Annotated in this window: 19 protein-coding genes and 1 pseudogene; 6 read left to right on the top strand and 14 right to left on the bottom strand. The window is 44.8% G+C overall.

What is annotated here, in order from left to right; genetic code table 11:
• Positions 1-48: 48 nt before the first annotated feature.
• A complete protein-coding gene (bfr, locus tag JGUZn3_RS09465) occupies positions 49-534 on the bottom strand; it encodes a bacterioferritin (RefSeq protein WP_203413284.1) in 486 nt (161 codons plus the stop codon).
• A 245-nt stretch (positions 535-779) separates the two neighbouring features.
• Between bfr and JGUZn3_RS09460 the strand changes: the two genes are divergently transcribed.
• From JGUZn3_RS09460 to JGUZn3_RS09450, 3 genes are all read left to right on the top strand, one after another.
• A complete protein-coding gene (locus JGUZn3_RS09460) occupies positions 780-1,043 on the top strand; it encodes a (2Fe-2S)-binding protein (protein WP_338030806.1) in 264 nt (87 codons plus the stop codon).
• A 397-nt stretch (positions 1,044-1,440) separates the two neighbouring features.
• Complete coding sequence (locus tag JGUZn3_RS09455) at positions 1,441-1,953, top strand: hypothetical protein (RefSeq protein WP_203413283.1); 513 nt, start codon at positions 1,441-1,443, stop codon at positions 1,951-1,953.
• A gap of 231 nt (positions 1,954-2,184) precedes the next feature.
• Entirely contained in the window at positions 2,185-3,327 is a 1,143-nt protein-coding gene (locus JGUZn3_RS09450; RefSeq protein ID WP_203413282.1) for an iron-containing alcohol dehydrogenase, read from the top strand.
• A gap of 510 nt (positions 3,328-3,837) precedes the next feature.
• Here the strand turns inward: JGUZn3_RS09450 and ccmI are convergent.
• The 6 genes from ccmI to JGUZn3_RS09420 form a co-directional block, all read right to left on the bottom strand.
• On the bottom strand, positions 3,838-4,575 hold the full coding sequence (gene ccmI, locus JGUZn3_RS09445; protein ID WP_203413281.1) for a c-type cytochrome biogenesis protein CcmI: 738 nt from the start codon (positions 4,573-4,575) through the stop codon (positions 3,838-3,840).
• Entirely contained in the window at positions 4,572-5,069 is a 498-nt protein-coding gene (locus JGUZn3_RS09440; protein WP_238996801.1) for a cytochrome c-type biogenesis protein, read from the bottom strand. Before JGUZn3_RS09440 ends, ccmI begins: the two co-directional genes overlap by 4 nt.
• 65 nt (positions 5,070-5,134) lie before the next feature.
• Positions 5,135-5,713: a redoxin domain-containing protein gene (locus JGUZn3_RS09435; protein WP_203413279.1), complete on the bottom strand. Its 579-nt coding sequence runs from the start codon at positions 5,711-5,713 to the stop codon at positions 5,135-5,137.
• The gene (locus JGUZn3_RS09430) at positions 5,703-7,706 is read right to left on the bottom strand and encodes a heme lyase CcmF/NrfE family subunit (protein ID WP_203413278.1); all 2,004 of its coding nucleotides are present in this window, start codon (positions 7,704-7,706) and stop codon (positions 5,703-5,705) included. Before JGUZn3_RS09430 ends, JGUZn3_RS09435 begins: the two co-directional genes overlap by 11 nt.
• Positions 7,703-8,269 carry a cytochrome c maturation protein CcmE gene (gene ccmE, locus JGUZn3_RS09425; RefSeq protein WP_203413277.1) on the bottom strand — a complete coding sequence of 189 codons (567 nt, stop codon included), beginning with the start codon at positions 8,267-8,269 and terminating at the stop codon, positions 7,703-7,705. Before ccmE ends, JGUZn3_RS09430 begins: the two co-directional genes overlap by 4 nt.
• 153 nt (positions 8,270-8,422) lie before the next feature.
• On the bottom strand, positions 8,423-9,214 hold the full coding sequence (locus tag JGUZn3_RS09420; RefSeq protein ID WP_203413276.1) for a heme ABC transporter permease: 792 nt from the start codon (positions 9,212-9,214) through the stop codon (positions 8,423-8,425).
• Between the two features lie 299 nt (positions 9,215-9,513).
• On the opposite strand from JGUZn3_RS09420, the gene JGUZn3_RS09415 reads away from it, so the two are divergent.
• Entirely contained in the window at positions 9,514-9,807 is a 294-nt protein-coding gene (locus JGUZn3_RS09415; protein ID WP_203413275.1) for a YciI family protein, read from the top strand.
• Positions 9,804-10,241, top strand: coding sequence for an EVE domain-containing protein (locus JGUZn3_RS09410; protein ID WP_238996800.1), 438 nt, complete (start codon positions 9,804-9,806; stop codon positions 10,239-10,241). Before JGUZn3_RS09415 ends, JGUZn3_RS09410 begins: the two co-directional genes overlap by 4 nt.
• A gap of 146 nt (positions 10,242-10,387) precedes the next feature.
• Here JGUZn3_RS09410 and JGUZn3_RS09405 read toward each other — a convergent pair whose 3' ends face one another.
• From JGUZn3_RS09405 to rpsG, 4 genes and pseudogenes are all read right to left on the bottom strand, one after another.
• Positions 10,388-11,215, bottom strand: a complete 828-nt coding sequence (locus tag JGUZn3_RS09405; RefSeq protein WP_203413274.1) for a hypothetical protein — start codon at positions 11,213-11,215, stop codon at positions 10,388-10,390.
• A 19-nt stretch (positions 11,216-11,234) separates the two neighbouring features.
• Positions 11,235-15,815 carry an AAA family ATPase gene (locus JGUZn3_RS09400; protein ID WP_203413273.1) on the bottom strand — a complete coding sequence of 1,527 codons (4,581 nt, stop codon included), beginning with the start codon at positions 15,813-15,815 and terminating at the stop codon, positions 11,235-11,237.
• A gap of 114 nt (positions 15,816-15,929) precedes the next feature.
• Positions 15,930-16,571, bottom strand: coding sequence for a thioredoxin domain-containing protein (locus tag JGUZn3_RS09395; protein ID WP_203413272.1), 642 nt, complete (start codon positions 16,569-16,571; stop codon positions 15,930-15,932).
• A gap of 369 nt (positions 16,572-16,940) precedes the next feature.
• Positions 16,941-17,303: pseudogene (gene rpsG, locus JGUZn3_RS09390) on the bottom strand (30S ribosomal protein S7); the annotation flags it as partial.
• Between rpsG and JGUZn3_RS09385 the strand changes: the two are divergent.
• Positions 17,273-17,419: a hypothetical protein gene (locus JGUZn3_RS09385; protein ID WP_203414939.1), complete on the top strand. Its 147-nt coding sequence runs from the start codon at positions 17,273-17,275 to the stop codon at positions 17,417-17,419. The pseudogene rpsG and the gene JGUZn3_RS09385 overlap by 31 nt on opposite strands.
• A 129-nt stretch (positions 17,420-17,548) precedes the next feature.
• Here the strand turns inward: JGUZn3_RS09385 and JGUZn3_RS09380 are convergent, their stop codons facing one another.
• Genes JGUZn3_RS09380 through JGUZn3_RS09370 form a run of 3 tightly spaced genes read right to left on the bottom strand, consistent with a single transcriptional unit; the run spans position 17,549 to position 20,046 of the window.
• Entirely contained in the window at positions 17,549-18,496 is a 948-nt protein-coding gene (locus tag JGUZn3_RS09380; RefSeq protein WP_203413271.1) for a hemolysin family protein, read from the bottom strand.
• The gene (gene ybeY, locus JGUZn3_RS09375) at positions 18,493-18,984 is read right to left on the bottom strand and encodes an rRNA maturation RNase YbeY (RefSeq protein WP_203413270.1); all 492 of its coding nucleotides are present in this window, start codon (positions 18,982-18,984) and stop codon (positions 18,493-18,495) included. The genes JGUZn3_RS09380 and ybeY overlap by 4 nt, the downstream gene beginning before the upstream one ends.
• On the bottom strand, positions 18,985-20,046 hold the full coding sequence (locus JGUZn3_RS09370) for a PhoH family protein (RefSeq protein WP_203414894.1): 1,062 nt from the start codon (positions 20,044-20,046) through the stop codon (positions 18,985-18,987).
• Between the last annotated feature and the right edge of the window lie 17 nt (positions 20,047-20,063).

The following is a 20,063-nucleotide window of genomic DNA, read 5'->3' as shown; positions in this document are numbered from 1 at the left end:
GCCAACAGAATGCTGGCCTTGGGTATGTTGATGGGAGGGCAGTAAGACCTATTCCTGCTTTGGTGCCTCAGCAGAATTGAGGGTGATGTAGCGTTCAATACCGACAAGTTTGATCAAATCTTGCTGGCGCTCAACAAAATCTACATGATGCTCTTCATTTTCAAGGATTTTCAGCAGGATATCTCTTGAGACAAAATCCTTAACCGATTCGCAATAGGCAATCGCCTCACGAAGAAGGGTAATGGCATCTTTTTCCAGATCTAGGTCACATTGGAGAATTTCTTCAACGGTTTGCCCGATTCGAATCTGGTTGAGGCGTTGCACATTAGGCAGACCCTCTAAAAACAGGATGCGCTCTATCAGCCAATCAGCATGGTGCATTTCCTCGATGGATTCTTTGTATTCAAACTCTCCCAGTTTGGTTACGCCCCAGTGGCGTAATGTGCGGGCATGCAGAAAATACTGATTAATCGCTGTAAGCTCATTAGTAAGCTGTAGGTTAAGATATTCTACAACTTTGAGGTCGATGATCATGTGATAGCTCCAAAACAAAAGATTTAATATTACTATGACATGATAGATTTTTGGTTGAGATGCAATAGTTTTTTAAAATATTTTTTTTCGAATTGAGAATGAAAATCACTTTGTATATCAATGGGTTATCTATCAAAACTTGTTCTCATTCTTAACAAGCTCAGCAAAAAGGCTGATAAGGATTGAAGAATAATATTGATAATTATTATCATTTGAAGCATAGTGGCAAAATTGTTTCGTCCATTATGGGTTATGTTATGTATATTTGCTCATGTAACACCATTACTGATAAGGATATTGATACGGCCATCCAGGCTGGGGCCAAAAAACCAAAGGATATCTATGCATCCTGTGGGGGAAAGGTTCAGTGTGGGCAGTGTGTACGAACTATGGCCAACTATATAAGGGGCACCCTCTCTACAGGGGAAGGGTCGGGTTGTTGCCAAGAACAGAGGTGTGCTTGCTCTGAGGGCAACCACCAGACAGGGCAAGAAAAAATGTCAGCCTAGAAAATATCAATCTAGGAAATATCAGTCTAGAATAAGCCCTCATTTTGGGAGTTTTTATCTTTCATTTGTCAGATCGGCATTTGCCAGATCAGGATGAAAGAAAAGCTCAATGTTTCTGTGCTTGATATTCCCATGGTTAATGGCCTCTTGTTTGCGCTGTAATAACCAATAAACTGTTTCCAATAAACTGTTTCCAATAAACTGTTTCCAAAAGGTATGTTGGAAGTTGGAGGGTTTTCTCAGCCGTCTTTTCCAATTGCTGTATGCCTTTTTTTGTGATAAGATTGTAAAGTAATCACCTTATGAAGGGTGAAAGGCAGAAGAGGGTTTTTACAAGAGTTAAAGATTGCTTCTGCCAAGAAGATTCATACCTGGATATAATGACACTTTATTGCTTATGTCACTTTCAGATTTCATCTCGAAAATAGATTTCTGGGTGCTGGATCGTTTATTTCAGCCCATAGCGGATTGGCTGCCTGAACGCCCTTCGGCTATTGATGTGGGCATGAATTTCCAGTTAGGGGCGCTTGTTTTTTCAGCGGCCTCTCTCATTGCTATGGTTGCCCTTATGTTAGGGAACTTTGGCGGTGTGATCTTCAATATTATTGTGTGGTTTTACTGGGTTGCTTTTTATGTTGGCTTGGTAAGAATGCGTGGCCTTATCAGACAGGGATTTATGAATCCTTTTCGGGAAATGTTAAAAGGCATTCGTCCCTTTTCGTTTTTGTTTATTATCTTGTCTGTCTGGCAGTCTTTATCGGTTCCCTCTCTCCTGTTTTTGGTGGCTTGGTTTAACGCCCTTTCCAACCTGGTATTTTTTCTGGGAGTTTATCTCGTCTCTTGTGAGGTTAGGCCAAAAAAACAGAAGCAAAAAGTTCCCTTTGGAGTATTAGAAAAGGCCACTCGTTAAACTGCGTTTTACTATAAGTTTTTTTATTAATTACTATACGATTACTATACGCTTCTACGTTAATTATTAAGACTTTACAAAATATAATACGAACAACCTTCTTTTACCCAGTCGTGAATAAAGCTGAGATCAGCTATGCGTTTTGCTACTGTAATAAACGGAGCATCCTTGATATGGTAACGGAAGGATAAAGTGTAATATTTATCATTTACATCATGGGGTTACTTAATTATGGCAGTAACAGCTTTTTTCATTCCGTCTTTTAATCTTATGGGGGAAGGGAGCTTAAAAGAAGCTATCCTCCAAATAAAAAAAACGGGCCTTCATAATATCTTGCTGGTGACAGATCAGGGGATGGTTAAAACCGGTCTTCCTGAAAAGATTGCCAAGCAACTATCGGCAGAAGGTATTAAAAATCATTTATATGATGGGGTACAACCTAACCCTACTGTAAATAATGTTAATGCGGGCTTGAAGCAGGTAAAAGAACATGGGTGTGACGCCATAATTTCCATTGGTGGTGGCTCCTCTCATGATTGTGCAAAGGGTATTGCTCTTGTTGCTACCAATGGTGGCCAGATTAGTGATTATGAAGGGCTTGATAAGGCAGCCAAACCGCAATTACCACTGATTGCTGTGAATACCACAGCTGGTACAGCTAGTGAAATGACACGGTTCTGTATTATCACAGATGAAAAGCGTCATGTAAAAATGGCCATTGTGGATAAACATACAACCCCGATCATCTCTGTGAATGATCCAGAAACAATGGTAGGCATGCCCCCCTCATTAACGGCAGCCACGGGTATGGATGCCCTAACCCACTGTGTTGAAGCCTATGTCTCTACCGCAGCAACCCCTATTACAGATGCGTGTGCTGTAAAAGGTATTGAGATTATTGGCCAATATCTTCCTCGTGCCGTTAAAGATGGCAAAGATATGGAAGCGCGTGACCAGATGGCCTATGCCCAATTCCTCGCAGGGATGGCATTTAATAATGCGTCTTTAGGGTATGTGCATGCCATGGCCCATCAGCTTGGCGGGTTTTATAATCTGCCTCATGGTGTCTGTAATGCGGTGCTTCTCCCCCATGTTGAGAAATTCAACATGCTTCATTCCAAGCATGCCAAGGACCGTCTTGCCCATGTTGCTGAGCTACTGGGAGCAAAGGAAAAGTCGGCCGAAGGCGCTGTTCAGGCTATGAAAACGCTTGCCAAAGAGTTGGGTATTCCGAATGGCTTAAAGGAACTGCATGTGAAGGAAACAGATTTTAAAGTTTTGGCTGAAAATGCTATGAAAGATGCTTGTGCCATCACGAACCCAGTTCAGCCTACCCATGCCCAAATCGTGGAGATTTTTGCTGAAGCCATGTAGTTTTCGGGGTTATGGTTTTTTTATTAAGGATTACTTTACGGCGTAATCCAAATAAAGATGCAAAGCTGCCTTTGTATGAAGGCAGCTTTCATTTGTTAGGCTCAAATACTCTAACGAAGCAACGGCTCATGCAATGTTGGTTTGAGCTTCTTGAAGGGCTTTGGCAGGTACGGTTACGGTGGAGAACTCTGTGGTTTTTAGTGAGGCTTTAATTTTTGAAGCTCCATAACTTTTTTTGGGAGGCAAGAAAGACACTATTGGCCAGAGTTGATGAAGACATGAAAATGTTAATAGGTTGGGTGCTTACGCCCATAGAACGATAGAAAAAGCCCGATTGGACGTGTTATGCAGTTAAAGCATAACGTTTTTTAATCGAGTTTACAAAACTATCCTGTAAAATATGGGGGCCTCTTAGCAAAAGGCCTTTTCTTAAAGAATAACATTCTTAAAGAATTTTCTATAATCGGTCTCTTAACCATAAAATTTTGTAAAAATATGCCTCAAATATTACTATTGCCCGATTTGGTTAATTCTCCGCTGAGCCTGTTCTTTCCAGGGAGCATTGTCTGGGGCAGCTTTTAAAGCTTTTTTGAAAAGCTCAACCGCGTAAGGGGTCACGTGGCCGTTTTCCTGGGTTATGGTTTCTGCTGTAATAGCAGCAAGCAAAGGATCAAAATGAAGGGATAAGGCGTTTGTCAGGGTTGTGGCTGCCTCCTTAAGGTGGCCTGTCTTTAATTCAGCTTGCCCGAGCAGGACAAGAACAGGAAAGGCCTTTTCACTTCCAGCCGGTATAGCGTTCAACTTTTCCTTCAGCACTGCTATCAGCTGTTCTGCTTTATGGTTTTCACTCTCTTGTTTCTTTATTTGCTCACTTAAGGGGAATGCCGGCAAAGAGGGAGTACCATTGACAGCATACAGCATAAGGCTGGCTATGGGGATAAGCCCGGCTATAATAAAGCAGCCTAAAAGAGAGCCCTTTTGCGATTTCAAAGGTGGTTGGGTATGAGCCTGCTGGAGAAGCCTTCGTTGAATTTCAAGCTGGGCATTTTTATACTGTTCTGGAGTAATCTCATCATTTTGGAGCTGTATTTTAATTTCCTCAAGCTGTGCCGTATAAAAATTTATAGCTTTTGGTGCACTGTCATTGAGGATAAGGGGTGCAGTTTTTCGTAGAGAAATAGAGGCCAAAAACCACAAGGCGGGGCTGAGTGCAGCAAGGCCGAGAAGGGCACAGTAAAACCAGTTCATTCTTGAGAGCCATCCTGTTGGATAATTTTCGCTAAAATATCTTTCTCTTTCGGGGTTAAAGGTAAGGAGAGAGAATTTTTATGACTTTTTCGATAGAAATAAAAACAGAGGCCTCCGCCTACTATAACACTGAGAAAAGGCATCACCCATAATAAGGTTGTACCAAGATTAAAGGGAGGTGAAAGCTGGATAAAAGTGCCATAGCGTTTTACCATCCATTGCATAATTTGGGGATCACTTTCCCCCATGGTGATATGCTCACGAATAACATGCCTTAGATCTTTGGCCAGTTCAGCATTACTATCTTCAATACTTTCATTTTGACAGACGAGGCATCGTAGTTGTGAACCAAGTTTTTCAGCCCTTTTTTCCTGATCGACATTGGCAAGAAGTTCTGAAGGTGAATCAATGGCGTAAAGAGTATGAAGAGGAAATAAAAAAAGAAGAGTGATGAGGCCTACTGCTCCAATAGGCTTGAAAAAAAACCTCGCCAAAAAACCAGGAACGCGAAATGACAGGCCCAGGAGAAATGACAGATCTAGGAATAGTGAAAAGCTTTTCATGGTTTTGTGGTCAGCTGAGTCAAAAGGGGCAGCAAGGTGGTGTGGATGATCTTGTCTGTAAGGGGGAGGGCCATATGCCAGTTAATAATTCCTCCAGGCAGGATTAAAAAACTTTCAGGCACGCCTGACAGTCCCCAATTTAAGGAAGATATCCCCTCTAGGTCGCTTGCTATACGGGTATAAGGGTTACCATGATGGTTTAGGAAATTACGGGTATTGTCTGGCTGGTCTTTATAGGCCACTCCCCATATGGGAAGATGGGCTTTCAAGGCCATAAGAGCTGGGTTTTCTGTAATACAGGGAATACACCATGAGGCAAAAAAATTAACCAAGACTGGCTGTGTTATATGGTAGAGGTCCTGGTTTGAAAAACCCTTTCCTATCCCTCGTAAAGCAGCAAAGGAAAATTCTGGCACGGGTTTGTTAAGAACCGGGATACGGATATTATGCGGATCGAAAGAGCCGGCGTGCATGCGGTATAACATCACCGAAAAGCCAACCCCAACAGTAGCAGCGGCAGCAAAGGGGAGCCCAAGCAGAAGCCTTCTACGAGTTATTGTGGGGTTAGTGGCCATAATGATCTCCCAGTGGCTGAGTAGCGAGGGGTTTGGTATTTTTTTGGGGTAGGCCTATGCGCAGTTTTCGGTCTGAGAGTGAAAATACCCCCCCTAGTGCCATCATGGCAGCCCCAATCCATATCCACGGGGCAAGAAAATTATAATGCAAGCGCAAAACGTAAGAGGTTGTATTGTTTAAAGTGTGTATATCTCCCAAAACTGCGTAGAGGTCTGCCCATAAGTTGGTATGGATGGCAACATTGGTTGTCATTTGATGATTAAGGCTGAAAAGGCGTTTGGAAGGGTGTAAGACAGTGACAATACTATTGTCTGGGGAGGTTACCAGAATGGTGGCAATAATTTCCTCAAAATTTTCTCTTTTTTGTGTTTGAACATCTGATAGGATCCAGTGATATCCATGAAGGGAGACCGAAGTTCCCAAGGGAACATCCACAATTTTGCGTTCTGCCATGGCCATTCCAGCAATCCCTAATGCTACTATTCCTGCCCCTGCATGGGCAAAACACACAGCCCAAACAGAGCGTGGCTGCGTTTTAAGCCTATGCCCTATTTGGAGAAGAGAGGAAGAAGACACCCGCAGCTTTGAAATAAGCAGAAAAAAGCTGGCCATAATAGTCCAGAGTGCGCAGCCACAGAGAAAAGAGTAAAGGGGCGACCAGGTTTTTATAAAGATAAAAACCATGCCACAAAGGCTTATCACCAGGGCTATGGTTGTTTTTTTTAACGTTTTCTTGAGAGAGGCACTTTTCCATGTAAGGAAAGGCGCAATCCCCATGATCAGAAAGAGCGGGCCGGAAAAGGGAATAGCCGTAGAATCAAAAAAGGGTTTGCCTACAGAAATGCTCTGGTCGAATAATAAGGCCATAAAGGGGGGATACATCGTACCCGTTAGTACAATAGTAGTTATGCAGCATAATAGCACATTATTCGCTACCAGGCTGCCTTCCCGGGAAAGGGGTTTAAAAATACCGCCGGCAGTAAGGGTAGGGGCTCGCCAGGCAAATAATGCAAGTGCCCCCCCACAATAAAACCCCAGTAAGGCAAGAATAAATACACCCCGTGAAGGATCATTGGCAAAACTATGCACAGAGTTAAGAATACCAGAGCGTACCAGAAATGTTCCCGAAAGGGAGAGGGAGAAGGTGATGATCGCTAGCAGGATAGTCCATATTTTAAGGGCTTCACGTTTTTCTACGACAATAGCGGAGTGAACAAGGGCTGTTCCCGTTAGCCATGGCAGAAGAGAGGCATTTTCAACAGGATCCCAAAACCAATATCCCCCCCAGCCGAGTACGTAATAAGACCACCAGGACCCTAAAGCAATTCCGCCAGTCATAAAAACCCACGCGCCAACAGCCCAGGGCCTTACCCATCTTCCCCAGGCAGCATCTGTTTTTCCCTCAATGAGGGTAGCGATGGCGAAGGCAAAGGGAATGGAAAACCCCACATACCCGGCATAGAGAATAGGAGGGTGGATAGCCAGCCCTGGATCCTGCAGGAGTGGGTTCATCCCCTGGCCATTCATGGGAGCTGGCCAAAGGCGGGCAAAAGGGTTGGAAGTGGTAATGGAGAATAACAAAAACCCTGATGAGACAGCACCTAATATCGCGATAACGCGAGCGCGCAGCAGAAGCGGCAGGTTTTTACCAAACAGGGCGACACACCATCCACATAAAGCCAAAATAAAACACCATAGGAGGATCGATCCTTCATGGTTTCCCCAAACGCCGGTAACTTTATAAAAAAGGGGTTTATTATGGGCACTGTTTGTTGCAATGTTGAGAACAGAAAAATCATCTGTAATTGCTGCATAAATCAGGCATCCCAATGCGTAGGCCAGGGCAATGGCTTGGCCTATAGCCATGCTTGGGGTAAAATATAAAAGAAGGGCATTGTTTTTTTGTCCCCCCCATAATCCGCTTATAGCTTGAATGAGAGAGAAACAAAAGGCAAGCGCTAAGGCAAAATGGCCTAGTTCAGGGCTCATCATGGCGTAGATTTGAGTGTGGAGAGGGGGGGTGGTGATAGCATTTGTTGGGGGTTAAGAGGATGATCCTGTTTTTTGATCTCTGATAGGGTCATGCTGTTCCAGCTTTTTGCATCGGGTGGGGGGCCAAAGCGTGGGTCCCATTTTCCAGCTTTTTGTAAGGCATCGGCGACATCCTTGGGCATATAGGTTTCGTCATGCTTGGCTAAGACTTCGCTTGCAGTAAAGACTTTTCCTGTCAAAGTTCCAATGGCTACAGCACTTTGGCCTTCTCGGAAAAGGTCGGGAAGGACACCCGTAAAATGAACAGGTATGCTGTCTTGCCCATCAGTTATTTCAAATGTTGCTACGGGTGTCGTATTGTGGGTTTCCACATGGAGGCTCCCCGCTACAACCATGCCACCCAGTTTAATGATTCTATCTGAAGGAGGAGCGTTTTTAACTTGGGAAGGTGTCATGAAATAGATGATGCTGGAAGAAAAGGCTGTAAGGGTTAAGGCGGTAGCGGTGCCAATGCCGAAGGCACAAACTATCAAGATCCACAGCCGTTTCATTTTCCGGGTCATGAGGGATGCCTGTCAGTATGGGGGAGGTTTTTAAGTTTTTCAAGCTGTCTTTTATCTTTCCTGATTCTGAAATAAGCCTGCAAAGAGAGATAAACAATAGCGCATAAGGTGAGCCCGTAACTTGCGAAAAGATAAGGAAGATGGGTCATACTATCACCCTATATGATTTTGCTGGGTATGCTGCAAAGTATAGTTAAGGATTTGGGTTTTAATCCGGTGCTCTAAAATGGCAGCATGTACCCGGGCCATGATCAGGGCAACAAAACCCAAGCTAAAGCCCAAAAAACATATCAGCAGGGGCCACAACATGGTGTAAGACATGGTGGGGCTACCGGTCAGGGTTATGCTGTTGGGTTGGTGAAGAGTATTCCACCATTGGACACTGAATTTAATAATGGGGAGGTCAATAACACCAATAAGAGCCAAGATGGCAGCAGAACGGTAGCTTTTTTGGGGATTATCAAATGCGTTCATAAGCACGATATGGCCCAGGTAAAGAAAAAACAGAATTAACATGGAAGTTAGCCGGGCATCCCATACCCACCATGTTCCCCACATGGGTTTTCCCCATAAAGACCCACTGATTAGGCATAATCCTGCAGCAATGGCCCCTACAGGGCTCATTTCTTTTGCTGCAAGGTCTGCTAAGGGGTGGCGCCAAACCAAAGAAAGACAAGAACATACAGCTATGGCCACATAGCCCATTGAGGCGAGCCAGGCCATGGGGACATGGATATACATGATTCGCACACTATCGCCTTGTTGCCAGTCGGCTGGTGAGAAAAAAAGAGCCCAGCCCATACCATAGACTATAAGGATAAGCGCTCCCAATGTGATCCAGAGCTGGAGTTTTTGAGAGAGGTTGAGAAATTCCGTCGGGTGGGCGAAACGTAAAAACCCTTTTTTGCGTTTTATTGGTTCAGGTATAGAAGAAAGGGCTGACATGAAATATCCTCAGCAGTAAAGTTTCTGGGGTATGGTTTGCCCATAAGCCTTTGGGTAGGAAAGGTGCCGATCCTGCTTATTAAAACTTACTGTCTTTATATTTTTGTATTGTAAGTGGAGCAAGGATAAATAGTTCTGTTTAAGAAAAATAGAAAATAAAAATACCAGTTATGATTTTTTTTACGGAAATAACAGAGGTTTTACTGCTTTTGTTTTGTAAGACGTCTTTTTTATTATTCTGTAACAGATAAATTTCCTATACGTTATCAACATGGTAAATGTTATGGAAAGGGGGTTATATGCTTTTTATAATAACTTGTTACGATAGGCCAGGCGCGTTTGAAACCCGTATGGCAGTCCGTTCTCGCCATATTGCCTATCTTAAGACTTACCTTGAAAAAATTATGGATGCCGGCCCCTTGCTTGATCATGATGGCAGGGCTTGCGGAACGTTTATTTTACTTGACGTGCCAGACCGTGCTGCTGCAGAAGGTTTTGCAGCAGGGGACCCTTATGCCCAGATTAACCTTTTTGAAAGTGTGATTATTAGGCCATTTCGGTCAGTGATACGGGATCAGGTATTTGTGGAATGACTGGCAAGGTGATGAACACACAGCGTTTTTGGCTTATCAAGTCAGAGCCCGATGCCTTCTCCTGGGATGAACAGGTTCAGAATGGCATAGAGCCGTGGACAGGAATAAGGAATTATCAGGCCCGTAATAATCTTAAAGAGATGAAGGTGGGTGATCTGGCCTTTTTTTACCATTCTAATATCGGAAAAGAAATTGTAGGGGTCGTAAAAATTGTTCGTACGGCCTATCCTGATCCCACAGCGGAAGAAGATAGTCGTTGGGTGTGCGTAGATGTTCAAACGATAAAATCTATGCCACAGCCTGTGACGTTAGCCCAAATCAAGAATAACCCTAAGCTCGCTCAGATGGCTTTAATCCGCCAGTCCCGTCTTTCAGTCTGTCCAGTAACAAGCCAGGAATGGGCAGAAATTTTACGTATGGGGCGCTGGCAATGATAGGGGTTTGGCAATAAAGTGTGCAGCGTACGAAAGAGTGATAGTCGGGCAAAAAAACCATAACCCGATAAACGATAAAAAAGTAGATTAAACAATAAAGAACGAGTTTTTGTGTCTAGACAAAGTGTTCTAGACCGAAGAAGGCCTTATCCTTTAAGGACAGCCTCTGGCAAGGTAATGTCTGGATCTGTTACCAGAATATTAATTTTCCTTGTCGCCAGAAAATTGCTATCAAACCGCGCAGCCGGCAGTTTGCTGGCATTATTGGCCCGGTTGGGGACGTCGGTTATAATGGCTGTAGCTTCCTTATGGGCCATTTGGAACAGGTTAACACTGGCATTGTTCGGAATATAGAACGCCAAGGTATAATGCCGGGCAAGAGAGCGGTAGTTTTGTAAATCCTGAAATGTTTTAACAGGAACAGCGACCACCGCATTGGCGTTGGTATTGAAGACAGTTTTAGCTGTTTCCATATTATCAGCCGAAATAACTACCCTGTTCAAAAGGCGATTCGCTGAAAGGGTTTTGATGATACTGGCAATTTTCTCATGCGAGGAAACTTGTAACATCATCAGAGAGTCCCGATAACGACGGGCCCATGCAATAGCGGTATCAAGTTGGTTCTTTTCTGTTACGGGATCGAGGGAAGAATCCGGTGCAGAAATGTTAAACTTAACCATTGCTGGGGCTTTATTGCTATTGGCAATGCTCCCATTATCTGCATTCCCTTGTTGAAATGCAAAGGTCTCAAACCGGGTGCAGAGGATAAAATCATGATGAATCTTTGCCATAAGGCTATTGGCTGAGACTTCATGATAAACAAAAAAAGCTGTAAAAGCCCCCAGCAGGCTTACACTCCCAGCAATTTGCCAAAGGCAACGTCTGTGGATGTTTTTCCTGGGCTGGGTGGAAGAAACTGGGGTTTCTGAGGTAATTTTACTTTTATCCAAGGGAATTGGTAAAGATGCAGTCATCAATCAATCCTATTTAGGCTCAGTCTATAATAGCCATTGCTTTTGCAAAGTCAACGGAAAGCACACGGCTGATACCACGTTCCTGCATGGTAACACCATATAACCTGTCCATATTGGCCATGGTCAGTTGGTGATGGGTTACAATTAAGAAGCGTGTTCCTGTTTCTGATACCATATCTCGCAGCAGAGTGCAAAACCGTTCAATATTGGCATCGTCTAGAGGGGCGTCTACTTCGTCGAGAACGCAGAGTGGAGCAGGGGTGCAGTAAAAAACGGCAAAGATAAGAGAAAGGGCTGTAAGGGCTTGTTCACCACCTGAAAGAAGAGAAAGCGAGGCCATTTTCTTACCAGGCGGTTGTACAAAAATTTCAAGGCCTGCTAACAAGGGGTCTGGGTTACCGGTAAGGGAAAGATAAGCCTTACCACCATTAAACATGCGGGTAAAAAGGGCCTGAAAATTACGGTTAATAAGGGTAAATGTGTTTTTTAGCTTATCTCTCCCCTCCTGATTAAGCTCTGAAAGGGAGTGGCGGAGCTTGGCAATGGCAGCACTTAGGTCATCACAGTCATTTTGAAGGGTAGTGGCCTCTTCTTGGATGGATTGGCATTCCATATCGGCCCGTAAGTTAACGGGGCCAAGAGCTGTACGGTCTTCCGTAAGGCGGGAAAGCTTTTTTTTAAGGGTATTTTCCGACTCGTGGGAGAGTGTCTTCTTGTCTTCCTCCGAGAGGGCAGGGCTTTTTTGCTGGAGGTCTTCTGTTATTTCGTTGAGCTGCTGTTTAATTTGATCCTGCTTGCTTTCGAGGCGGATGATATTTTCTCGCAGCGTTTGCTTTTTGTGTTCCAGAAGATTTTTGCTGGCAATACTCTCCTGCAGAGTCAGGGTAAGATTTTGGAAGGTCGTTTGGTTATTTTGAACCTGGTCTTCAATGCTGGCTAACGCATTGGTAAGGGTAGCCAAGGTCTGCTGCTCGTCAGTGGGGCGCTGAAAGGCATTGTCCCGATCTTTTTCTAAATGCTCCTTTTGGTGGGTTAGGCGTTGTTTTTGGGTTTCAGCATTCAGAAGCCGTTCTTTCCATTGCTCTATTTCTGCTTGTAGAACGGGTAGGCGGGTGTGGCAGATCTGGAGTTGGGTGTGAGTTTCAGAAAGACACTTCTGGTGTGCATTGGAGGCCTTGGTGTGTTCGTTATAGGCTAGCTGGGCATTGTCTTTTTCTTTACGAAGCAAGGTTAGGTCAGGCAGTTGAGAAAGACGGTCTTCATAAAGTGCAATCTGCGTTTGGTTGTCTTCAATACTGCGCTGTAGGGGTTGGAAATGCTGCTCAATGGTAGAAAGCCGACTGCTATGGACATTGAGTTGCTGTTGAAGAGCCTCAAGTGCTGTGCTGTGCTGTGTATAGTCCTGGTTAGTTGCAGCGAGTGCTTTCAGAAGTTGGTCTTTTTTCTGATCATTCTCAAGAAGCTGATTTTTGTAGGAAAGAGCCTGTTGTTCTAAAAGGACGTCTGAGGGCAGGTTTTCAAGCTGATTATGAATCTCTTCCACTTCATGCTCCAGCTCAGCAAGCTCGTGTTTTTTATGGAGGAACGACTGGTTTTGGGATTCAATCTGAGTTTTTAGGCTTGTGATATCCTTTTGGAGGGAAGCGTATTCATTACGCATGTTTTGCAAGGAGAGCTCGTGAAGGTGAAGGGTTTTTTGCTGAGCCTGTAAGGTGGCCAGTGCACTATCCTGTACAGATTGGGCATAGTGAGTGGCCTCTTCAATGTTCTGGGGATCAGAATAAGAGGAATAGGCTTTTTTTGCCTCTTCCAAAGCAGTGAGGGCATCAGCTTTCTGCTGGCTTATATGGTGGTATTGTTGCTCGGTTGTAGAGATCTTGGTTTGGGCAATAACTTGCCTATTAAGGGCTGCTTCTTCTTGGGTTTTATGAGTAAGAAGCTGGTGTTCACAGTCTGCCATAGTGATTTTAAGGGCTTTAAGGGCACTGGTTTGGCAGGCAAGCTCATGTGTCGTCTCTTCTACCTTTTGGAGCAGGGGGTGAAGAGCTTGGGCGGTTTGTTTAAGTTTTTTTTCGAGTTCAGTTAACGTATGGCGTTGGGCTAGCCGAAGAGCTCCCGCTGAAGGCTGGCCGGGCTTGATGCATAGGCCATCCCATCGCCATAACCCACCTTCTTTTGAAACAAGAGTTTGGCCTGGCTGAAGTGAGGAGAGGCAAGTTAAAATATCGGTGGTAGGCGTAATAAGACCAATAAAGGCAAAAGCTCTCGCCAAGGTTGGAGGAAAAGTAAAAAGGGTGGAAAAGGCCTTAATCTCTGCCGATGGGAAAGGAGGGGCCGAAAAAAGAGGCAGTTCTGCCCAGAAAAGCGGGGCGTCGGTGGTATCATAGGCGGCTTCCAGGCCTTGCTGTAAGGCTATAGCAAGGGCTGCTTCCAGCCCATCGGGAACAGGAATATGCTCTGAAAGGAGTAGATAGCTCTTTTTGGCCTGTAAATCAGCGGCTGCAGGCTGCCAGATAGCTTGAATCCCTTTCTTTTGCGCTTCGAGTCGCTCTATTTCAGCCTGGTAGGTCAAGATCTCACTTTGGGTTTGGGAGAGTATTGTTTTGGTGTCCTCCAGCAGAGCCTCATGCTTGTCTTTTTCTTTTTTTAATTGGTCATACTGGTTTTCTATTTGTTGCCGTCTTTGCGTGAGTTGACCCAAGATTTGGGGGTTTTCAAGGCTATTTTGGAATTCTTTCAAAGTGGCGTTGAGTTGGCCCAGCTGCTTCTCAAGGTTTTGGACTGTTTTTTCATAATGGGATAATAAAGCAGCCCGGTTATGCTGTTCAGCATAAAAATCCTGTTGGTGTTTTTTTTGTTCTTCTGTCTTTTTGAGAGTCAGTTGATAGTCTTGCTGGTAAAGCTCCTGAGTTTGGCGAATATCTTCCAGCTTTTTTGTAGAACTTTCAATCTGATCTTGTAAAGAGTTGCGTGCAGAGAGGGATGACAGTTTTTGTTTTGAGAGGATTTGCTCCTCTTTTAAGGTTTCAAGGAGGGTACGAGTCTGTTCACAGAGCTCTCGTTTTTTTTCAAGGCGGCTTGTAAGGGATAACCGCTCTTGACGGGTGCGCTCCCATTCTTTTTGCGCTTGCTGAAAGCGTAGCTCATAAGGGGCCTGTTCGGTCTCTATTTTAAGAATTTCTGTATTGAGGGTTTTTTGCTGCTCTGCGAGGAGGGCTACTTTTTTTTCAGCATCCAAAAGGGCTTCTTGTGTTGGCATTTTGGAGAGGAGCGTGGTTCGTTCATCACTCAGCTCAGAGGCTTGCGCCAAAAGCTGGGCTAATTTCTCCTTCGTGGCTTGGAGATTTTCAGAGAGATGTTTTTGTGTTTGCTCGCCTTCTTGCAAAGCTGCACTACATTGTCCTAAGCGCTCTTGAAGAACATGACCTTGAGTTTGAAGGGCAAGGCCCTCTTCTTCTTGCTGTTTAACGTCATGAAGAAGGTGATGTTGTTGATCACGTAAGACGTCATATTCTTTTTGCAGATTGGAAGATGTCGTCTGGGCATCGTTATAGTGGTTCTCGGCTACGGCCAGGGATGTTGCCAATTGTTCGATCTGGCTATTAAGGTTTTCTTGGGCAAGTTGGGCTTGTTTTTCTTCATGGGCGAGCATTTCAATTTGAATGCGAAGTTTTTCCCTTTCTTCTCGCTGCGCTTCCATAGTGGTTTGGCAGTTTTTTAAGGCTGTTTCATCCGAATGAATTTTTTCAATCGAATGGGCAAGGGTTCTTTTAAGATCAGAATACAGTTCTACCGATTTTTCAAGCTGCTCTTTGGTGTGGGTATAGGATTTTTGAAGTTGGCTGAACTGTAGGTAAAAAAGTGCCGCCTCTGTCTTGCGAATATTTTCCGAAAGGGTGCGGTATATTTTGGCTTGAGCAGATTGTTCAGTTAACGATTCAATTTGCGTATAAAGTTGGTTCAGTTGGTCTGTCGTGCGTTCAAGGTTGGTTTCGGTAGCCTGTAATTTTTGTTCAGCCTCTTTTCGTCTGGCATGGAGGCCGGTGATACCAGCAGCTTCTTCCAGAATAATGCGGCGCTCTTCGGGTTTGGCACTAACGAGATGAGAAATACGCCCCTGGCTAACCATAGCAGAGGAACGTGCACCAATGGCCATATCTGCAAACAGGGTCTGCACATCGCGTGCACGGCGTGTTTGGGCATTGATGGTATAAAGGCTTCCCGTATTCCGCTCTATTCTACGAGTGATTTCCAGGTTTGACGCCTCTCGAAAAGGCGAAGGTGCAAGCCCTGTGGCCTGCTCAATCGTTAAGGAGACTTCGGCGAGGTTTCTGGAGCTGCGAACCGAAGTACCAGAGAAAATGACATCTTCCATCCCCTCACCACGTAGTGACCGGGCTGAACTTTCTCCCATAACCCAGCGCAGGGCTTCGGTAATATTTGATTTGCCACACCCGTTTGGTCCCACAATACCGGTTAACCCTGGCAGGATATCAACCGTTGCGGTATCAGCAAAGCTTTTAAAGCCGGTAAGGCGGAGTTTGGTTATTGCTGGCGGCATAAGAATTGTTAGGAGAAAACAGACACATCGCACCCTCATGAAAGAAGGGGTGTGCCTTAATGGGTATGCTCACATTCTAAGTTGAGAGGGGCCTATAAGGGAGCGAGGATTGGGTTCTATTAAGGCTGATAAATGAAAAAAGCTATTATTGACCTATTGGACAGATTTAAACTGTTTAAGGAATTCATCATATGTTAATTCTCCGCGTGTAAAAGATGTTTTTTTTGTTTTGGTGGAGAAAAATCGAAAAGATGGTGTACTATCAATTTTATAGTCTTTTTCGGCCTTGTTTTGCTCGTTTAATATCGCTTCTTGCAGGGCCGTATTATGAATAGTCTTATCAAACTCTTCCCCAGACATGCCAGCCAGTATGGCCATACGTTTTAATTCTTCCTCTGGGTTAACATCACGTTTGAAAACCCATTTATCCTGGGTAGAGAGCAAGAGGGATATAAAGGGGAGATAATGCTTTTCCGGCAAGCTCAGGGCAACCATAGAAGCAGTAAGGGCAACCTTGTCAAGGGGAAATTCCTTGAAAACATAGCGGATTTTTCCCGTGTCAATCAGCTGGGATTTAACTTTGGGAAAAGTGTCACTAGAAAATTTTGCACAGTGAATACATGTGAGGGAGTACCATTCCTCAACAACAACCTCGGCCTCTTTGGAGCCGAAAGCAATTTCAGGTAGAGTGGAAGCAGAGGCAAGGGTATTTGCTCCTGCTGGCCAGAGTGAAAATATGTTGCTGGCTGTAAGAAAACCCGTTGTAGCTAAAAACAAGCGGCGGTTTATGGACATTGTGCACTCCCCGTAAAAATAATGCTCATCATACTCTCGCATAAAATTTATGAAAAGGGGTTTGTCCTGGAAGGGAGAGGAAAAAATGGATTTTCGTGGGGATTATAAGGTATCTCTTATTAACCCAAGCAGCTTTTTAGCTAATCATTTTTGAAAATGGGGGGAGGAAACGTTTCTGTCTGGTTAAGAAAAAATTCCCTCTTATAAAAAACGGAACTTTCCTTTCTGCTGGTTCTATTCTGTCGGTTCTATTTCATAAAATCGGGTTTATTCCGCTCAAACTTTGCCTTTGCCATTATTCAATATCTCCGTTCTGGTGCCCACTGGGACAAAATAGCATGTAGAAATCTAATATACTCAATAACCAAATTACCAACGATAATGACTAAACGCTTTATTGGCTTCAGCCATACGATGCGTGTCTTCACGTTTTTTTACAGCTGCACCACGGTTATTTACCGCATCGAGCAGCTCATTTGAAAGACGCTCCTGCATGGTATTTTCACCACGCTTCCGAGAAGCATCTATCAGCCAACGAATGGCCAATGCCTGCCTGCGCTCTGCACGAACCTCAACAGGAACCTGATAGGTAGCACCACCCACACGGCGCGAACGAACCTCAACCACTGGCTTGACATTGTCTAAAGCCTCATGAAACATCTGAACAGGATCCCCAGAAGAGCTCCCACCACGAGATTTTAATGCATCAAGGGCACCGTATACAATCCCTTCATGGTACAACTCAGGAGATGACCTTAAAAATGTCTCACGACTTTGTTTTGGACGGAGAAGGGGTGGAAAGTGGAACCGATGGGATTACCCATCTCTTTTCGGGACCCCTTGTTTGATTTTATTCAGGCCTGTCTTTGGGTCCTAATAGGGCCTGTTCCATAGCCATCATAGTGGTTCTGGTCATAGTTGGTTTTGGTAGTCCATAGTCATTTAATGCTACAAGGTTTAAAGCGTCTTTTGCCCTTTTATGGAGCGGGGTCAGCAGAAGGAGGTTCCTGGTTTTCAGGCTGGATTGGGAGGGTAGGGGTTTTAAGCCTTACCCGGTAGATATGCCTGGCATCTGCATCCAGAACACGGAAGACAAAGCCGCTCTTATGGGTTAAAACCTCACCTTTGGCAGGAACATGCTCCGCAATTCTAAAAACCAAGCCTCCTACGGTATCAATATCAGAATGGCGTTCTTCATCGGTGAGGATGGGGCCAAATTTGTCTTCGAATTCTGAAAGCGGCATCCGAGCCGAAATATCGTACGTATTATTGGGTCGCTCTACCAGCATGGGGGTTTCAGGCTCATCGTGTTCATCATCAATTTTACCCACAATGGTCTCTACCAGGTCTTCAATTGTGACCAAGCCATCAACCCCTCCATATTCATCAATAACAAGGGCAAGGTGAATCCTCTTTTGTCGCATTTGCAGCAAGAGATCGAGAACGGGAATTTGCGGGGCGATCATTAAGGGTTGGCGTAATATGCTTTTAAGTTGGAATTCGGCCTTCTCTCCAATATAGGCGATTAGGTCTTTCACATGGAGCATTCCCACAATATTGTCTAGCTCTCCTTCGTAAACAGGAATACGTGAGTGGTTTTCCTGGCGCGTAAAAGCTAGAGCCTGATCAAGCGAAGTTTCCAGTGGAAGGGCAATAATATCGGCGCGGGGAACCATGACATCATCGGCAGTAATGTCGCGTAGCTTAAGGACATTAGCCAGAAGGGCCCTTTCCTGCTGGTCCATTTCAGAAAGGGGAGTAGAAGATTCAGCCTTTGCCTCGCCTGAGTCAGCTTGTTGAATAAGCTTGGTGATAGAATGACGTAACCCTCCATCGGTATTTCGATCGTTAAAATGAATGAAATAATTTCGTAATCGTGCAAGAAGCGATAAGGGAGGGTTGGAGGATTCAGAAGGAAGGGTCATGCGCGCGGGTTATCTTCGTAAAATTGGCGTGGTTTCCAGGGATTAGGAATTCCTAAGTAGGACAGCAGGAGGATCTCCTGCATTTCCATAATGCGGGCTTCTCCCGCGGAGAGGTGGTCGTACCCTTGAAGATGAAGAAGGGCATGCACAAGAATATGGGCAGTATGGTGTAAAAACGGTTTACGCTGTTGAGAAGATTCCTTCTTCAAGGTTTCAAAAGACAGCACAATATCTCCCCCAATGAAGGGGTGAGGCGATTCAAAAGTCAGGACATTAGTCGGCTTGTTTTTTTTACGAAAAGTATGGTTAAGCTTTTGAAGGGTATAGTCATCGGCAAAAACGATATTCCCTTTCCCACCGGTTCGTTGGGTCATGCGCTGAACAAGGCGTGAAGCACGGGAAAGAGGTTTTAGCCAGCTTTTATTCTGGATAAGAATGTTATAGCCATTGACCGTGTAGGCGGCCGGAAGATAAGGAAGGGTGGGCATTTATGAAGGGGATATTTTTTTAACGTTACGGGTGTGGCCTGTTTTTTTCTTATCATAGGCATCGACGATACGGGCTACGAGGGGATGACGAACAACATCGGCAGAGGTAAAGCGCATCGTGGCAATACCTTCGATATTGTGTAAGGTTTCAATAGCATCTTTAAGGCCAGAAACCGTGCCTGCGGGAAGATCAACCTGGCTTAAGTCTCCGGTAATAACCATATGGGTGCCACTTCCCATGCGTGTTAAAAACATTTTCATTTGAGCCGATGTTGTATTCTGAGCCTCATCAAGAATAACATAGGCATGGGCAAGCGTTCTGCCGCGCATAAAAGCTAAGGGAGCCACTTCAATTTCCCCACTCACCATCCGCTTGTTAATTTGTTCTGCTGGCATCATGATATGAAGAGCATCATATAAGGGACGAAGATAGGGGTCTATCTTTTCTTTCATATCCCCAGGCAAAAACCCCAACCGTTCGCCTGCTTCAACGGCAGGTCGTGAGAGGATGATCCTGTCTACGAGTCCAGCATGCAGCATGGCAACGGCTTGGGCAACTGCAAGGAATGTTTTTCCTGTACCAGCAGGGCCAACTCCAAAAACCATTTTCTGGTGAGCTAAGTGATGCATATACTGAGCTTGCCCAGGAGAACGGGGGAGAATATTACCTTTTTTGGTTTTTATTTCCGGAAGATTGTCTGATGAAAGCCGATCTGAGGACTCTTCACCCTCAGAGAGGGGTCTTGCTTTCTGTTTGGCTTGTTTAGCCTTCGGTGCAACCATACGAATGGTGGAGGCTATGATGTCTGCATCAATAGGCTGTCCGGCATTAAGGTTGGAATAGAGGCTTTCCAAAACCTGTTGGGCGAGGTGCGAGTTTTCAACATTTCCTCTAATGACAATCTGGCTTCCCCGACAGGAAAGACGCACCCCAAGAGATTGCTCAATAAGGGCTAGATGCTGATCGTGCTGGCCAACAAGTAGGGCAAGGGAAGGATTATTTTCAAAAACCAGTATGATCGGCGGTGGGGTGTCAGGAGAGAGTGGCACAGAAAGGGGCATGGGGGATGGCGTGTCTG

Origin of the sequence: Entomobacter blattae (genome assembly GCF_014672835.1) — a bacterium.
GTDB lineage: Bacteria > Pseudomonadota > Alphaproteobacteria > Acetobacterales > Acetobacteraceae > Entomobacter > Entomobacter blattae.
The sequence above is the reverse complement of the archived record's forward strand: the minus strand, read 5'-3'. Positions and strand labels throughout refer to the sequence as shown.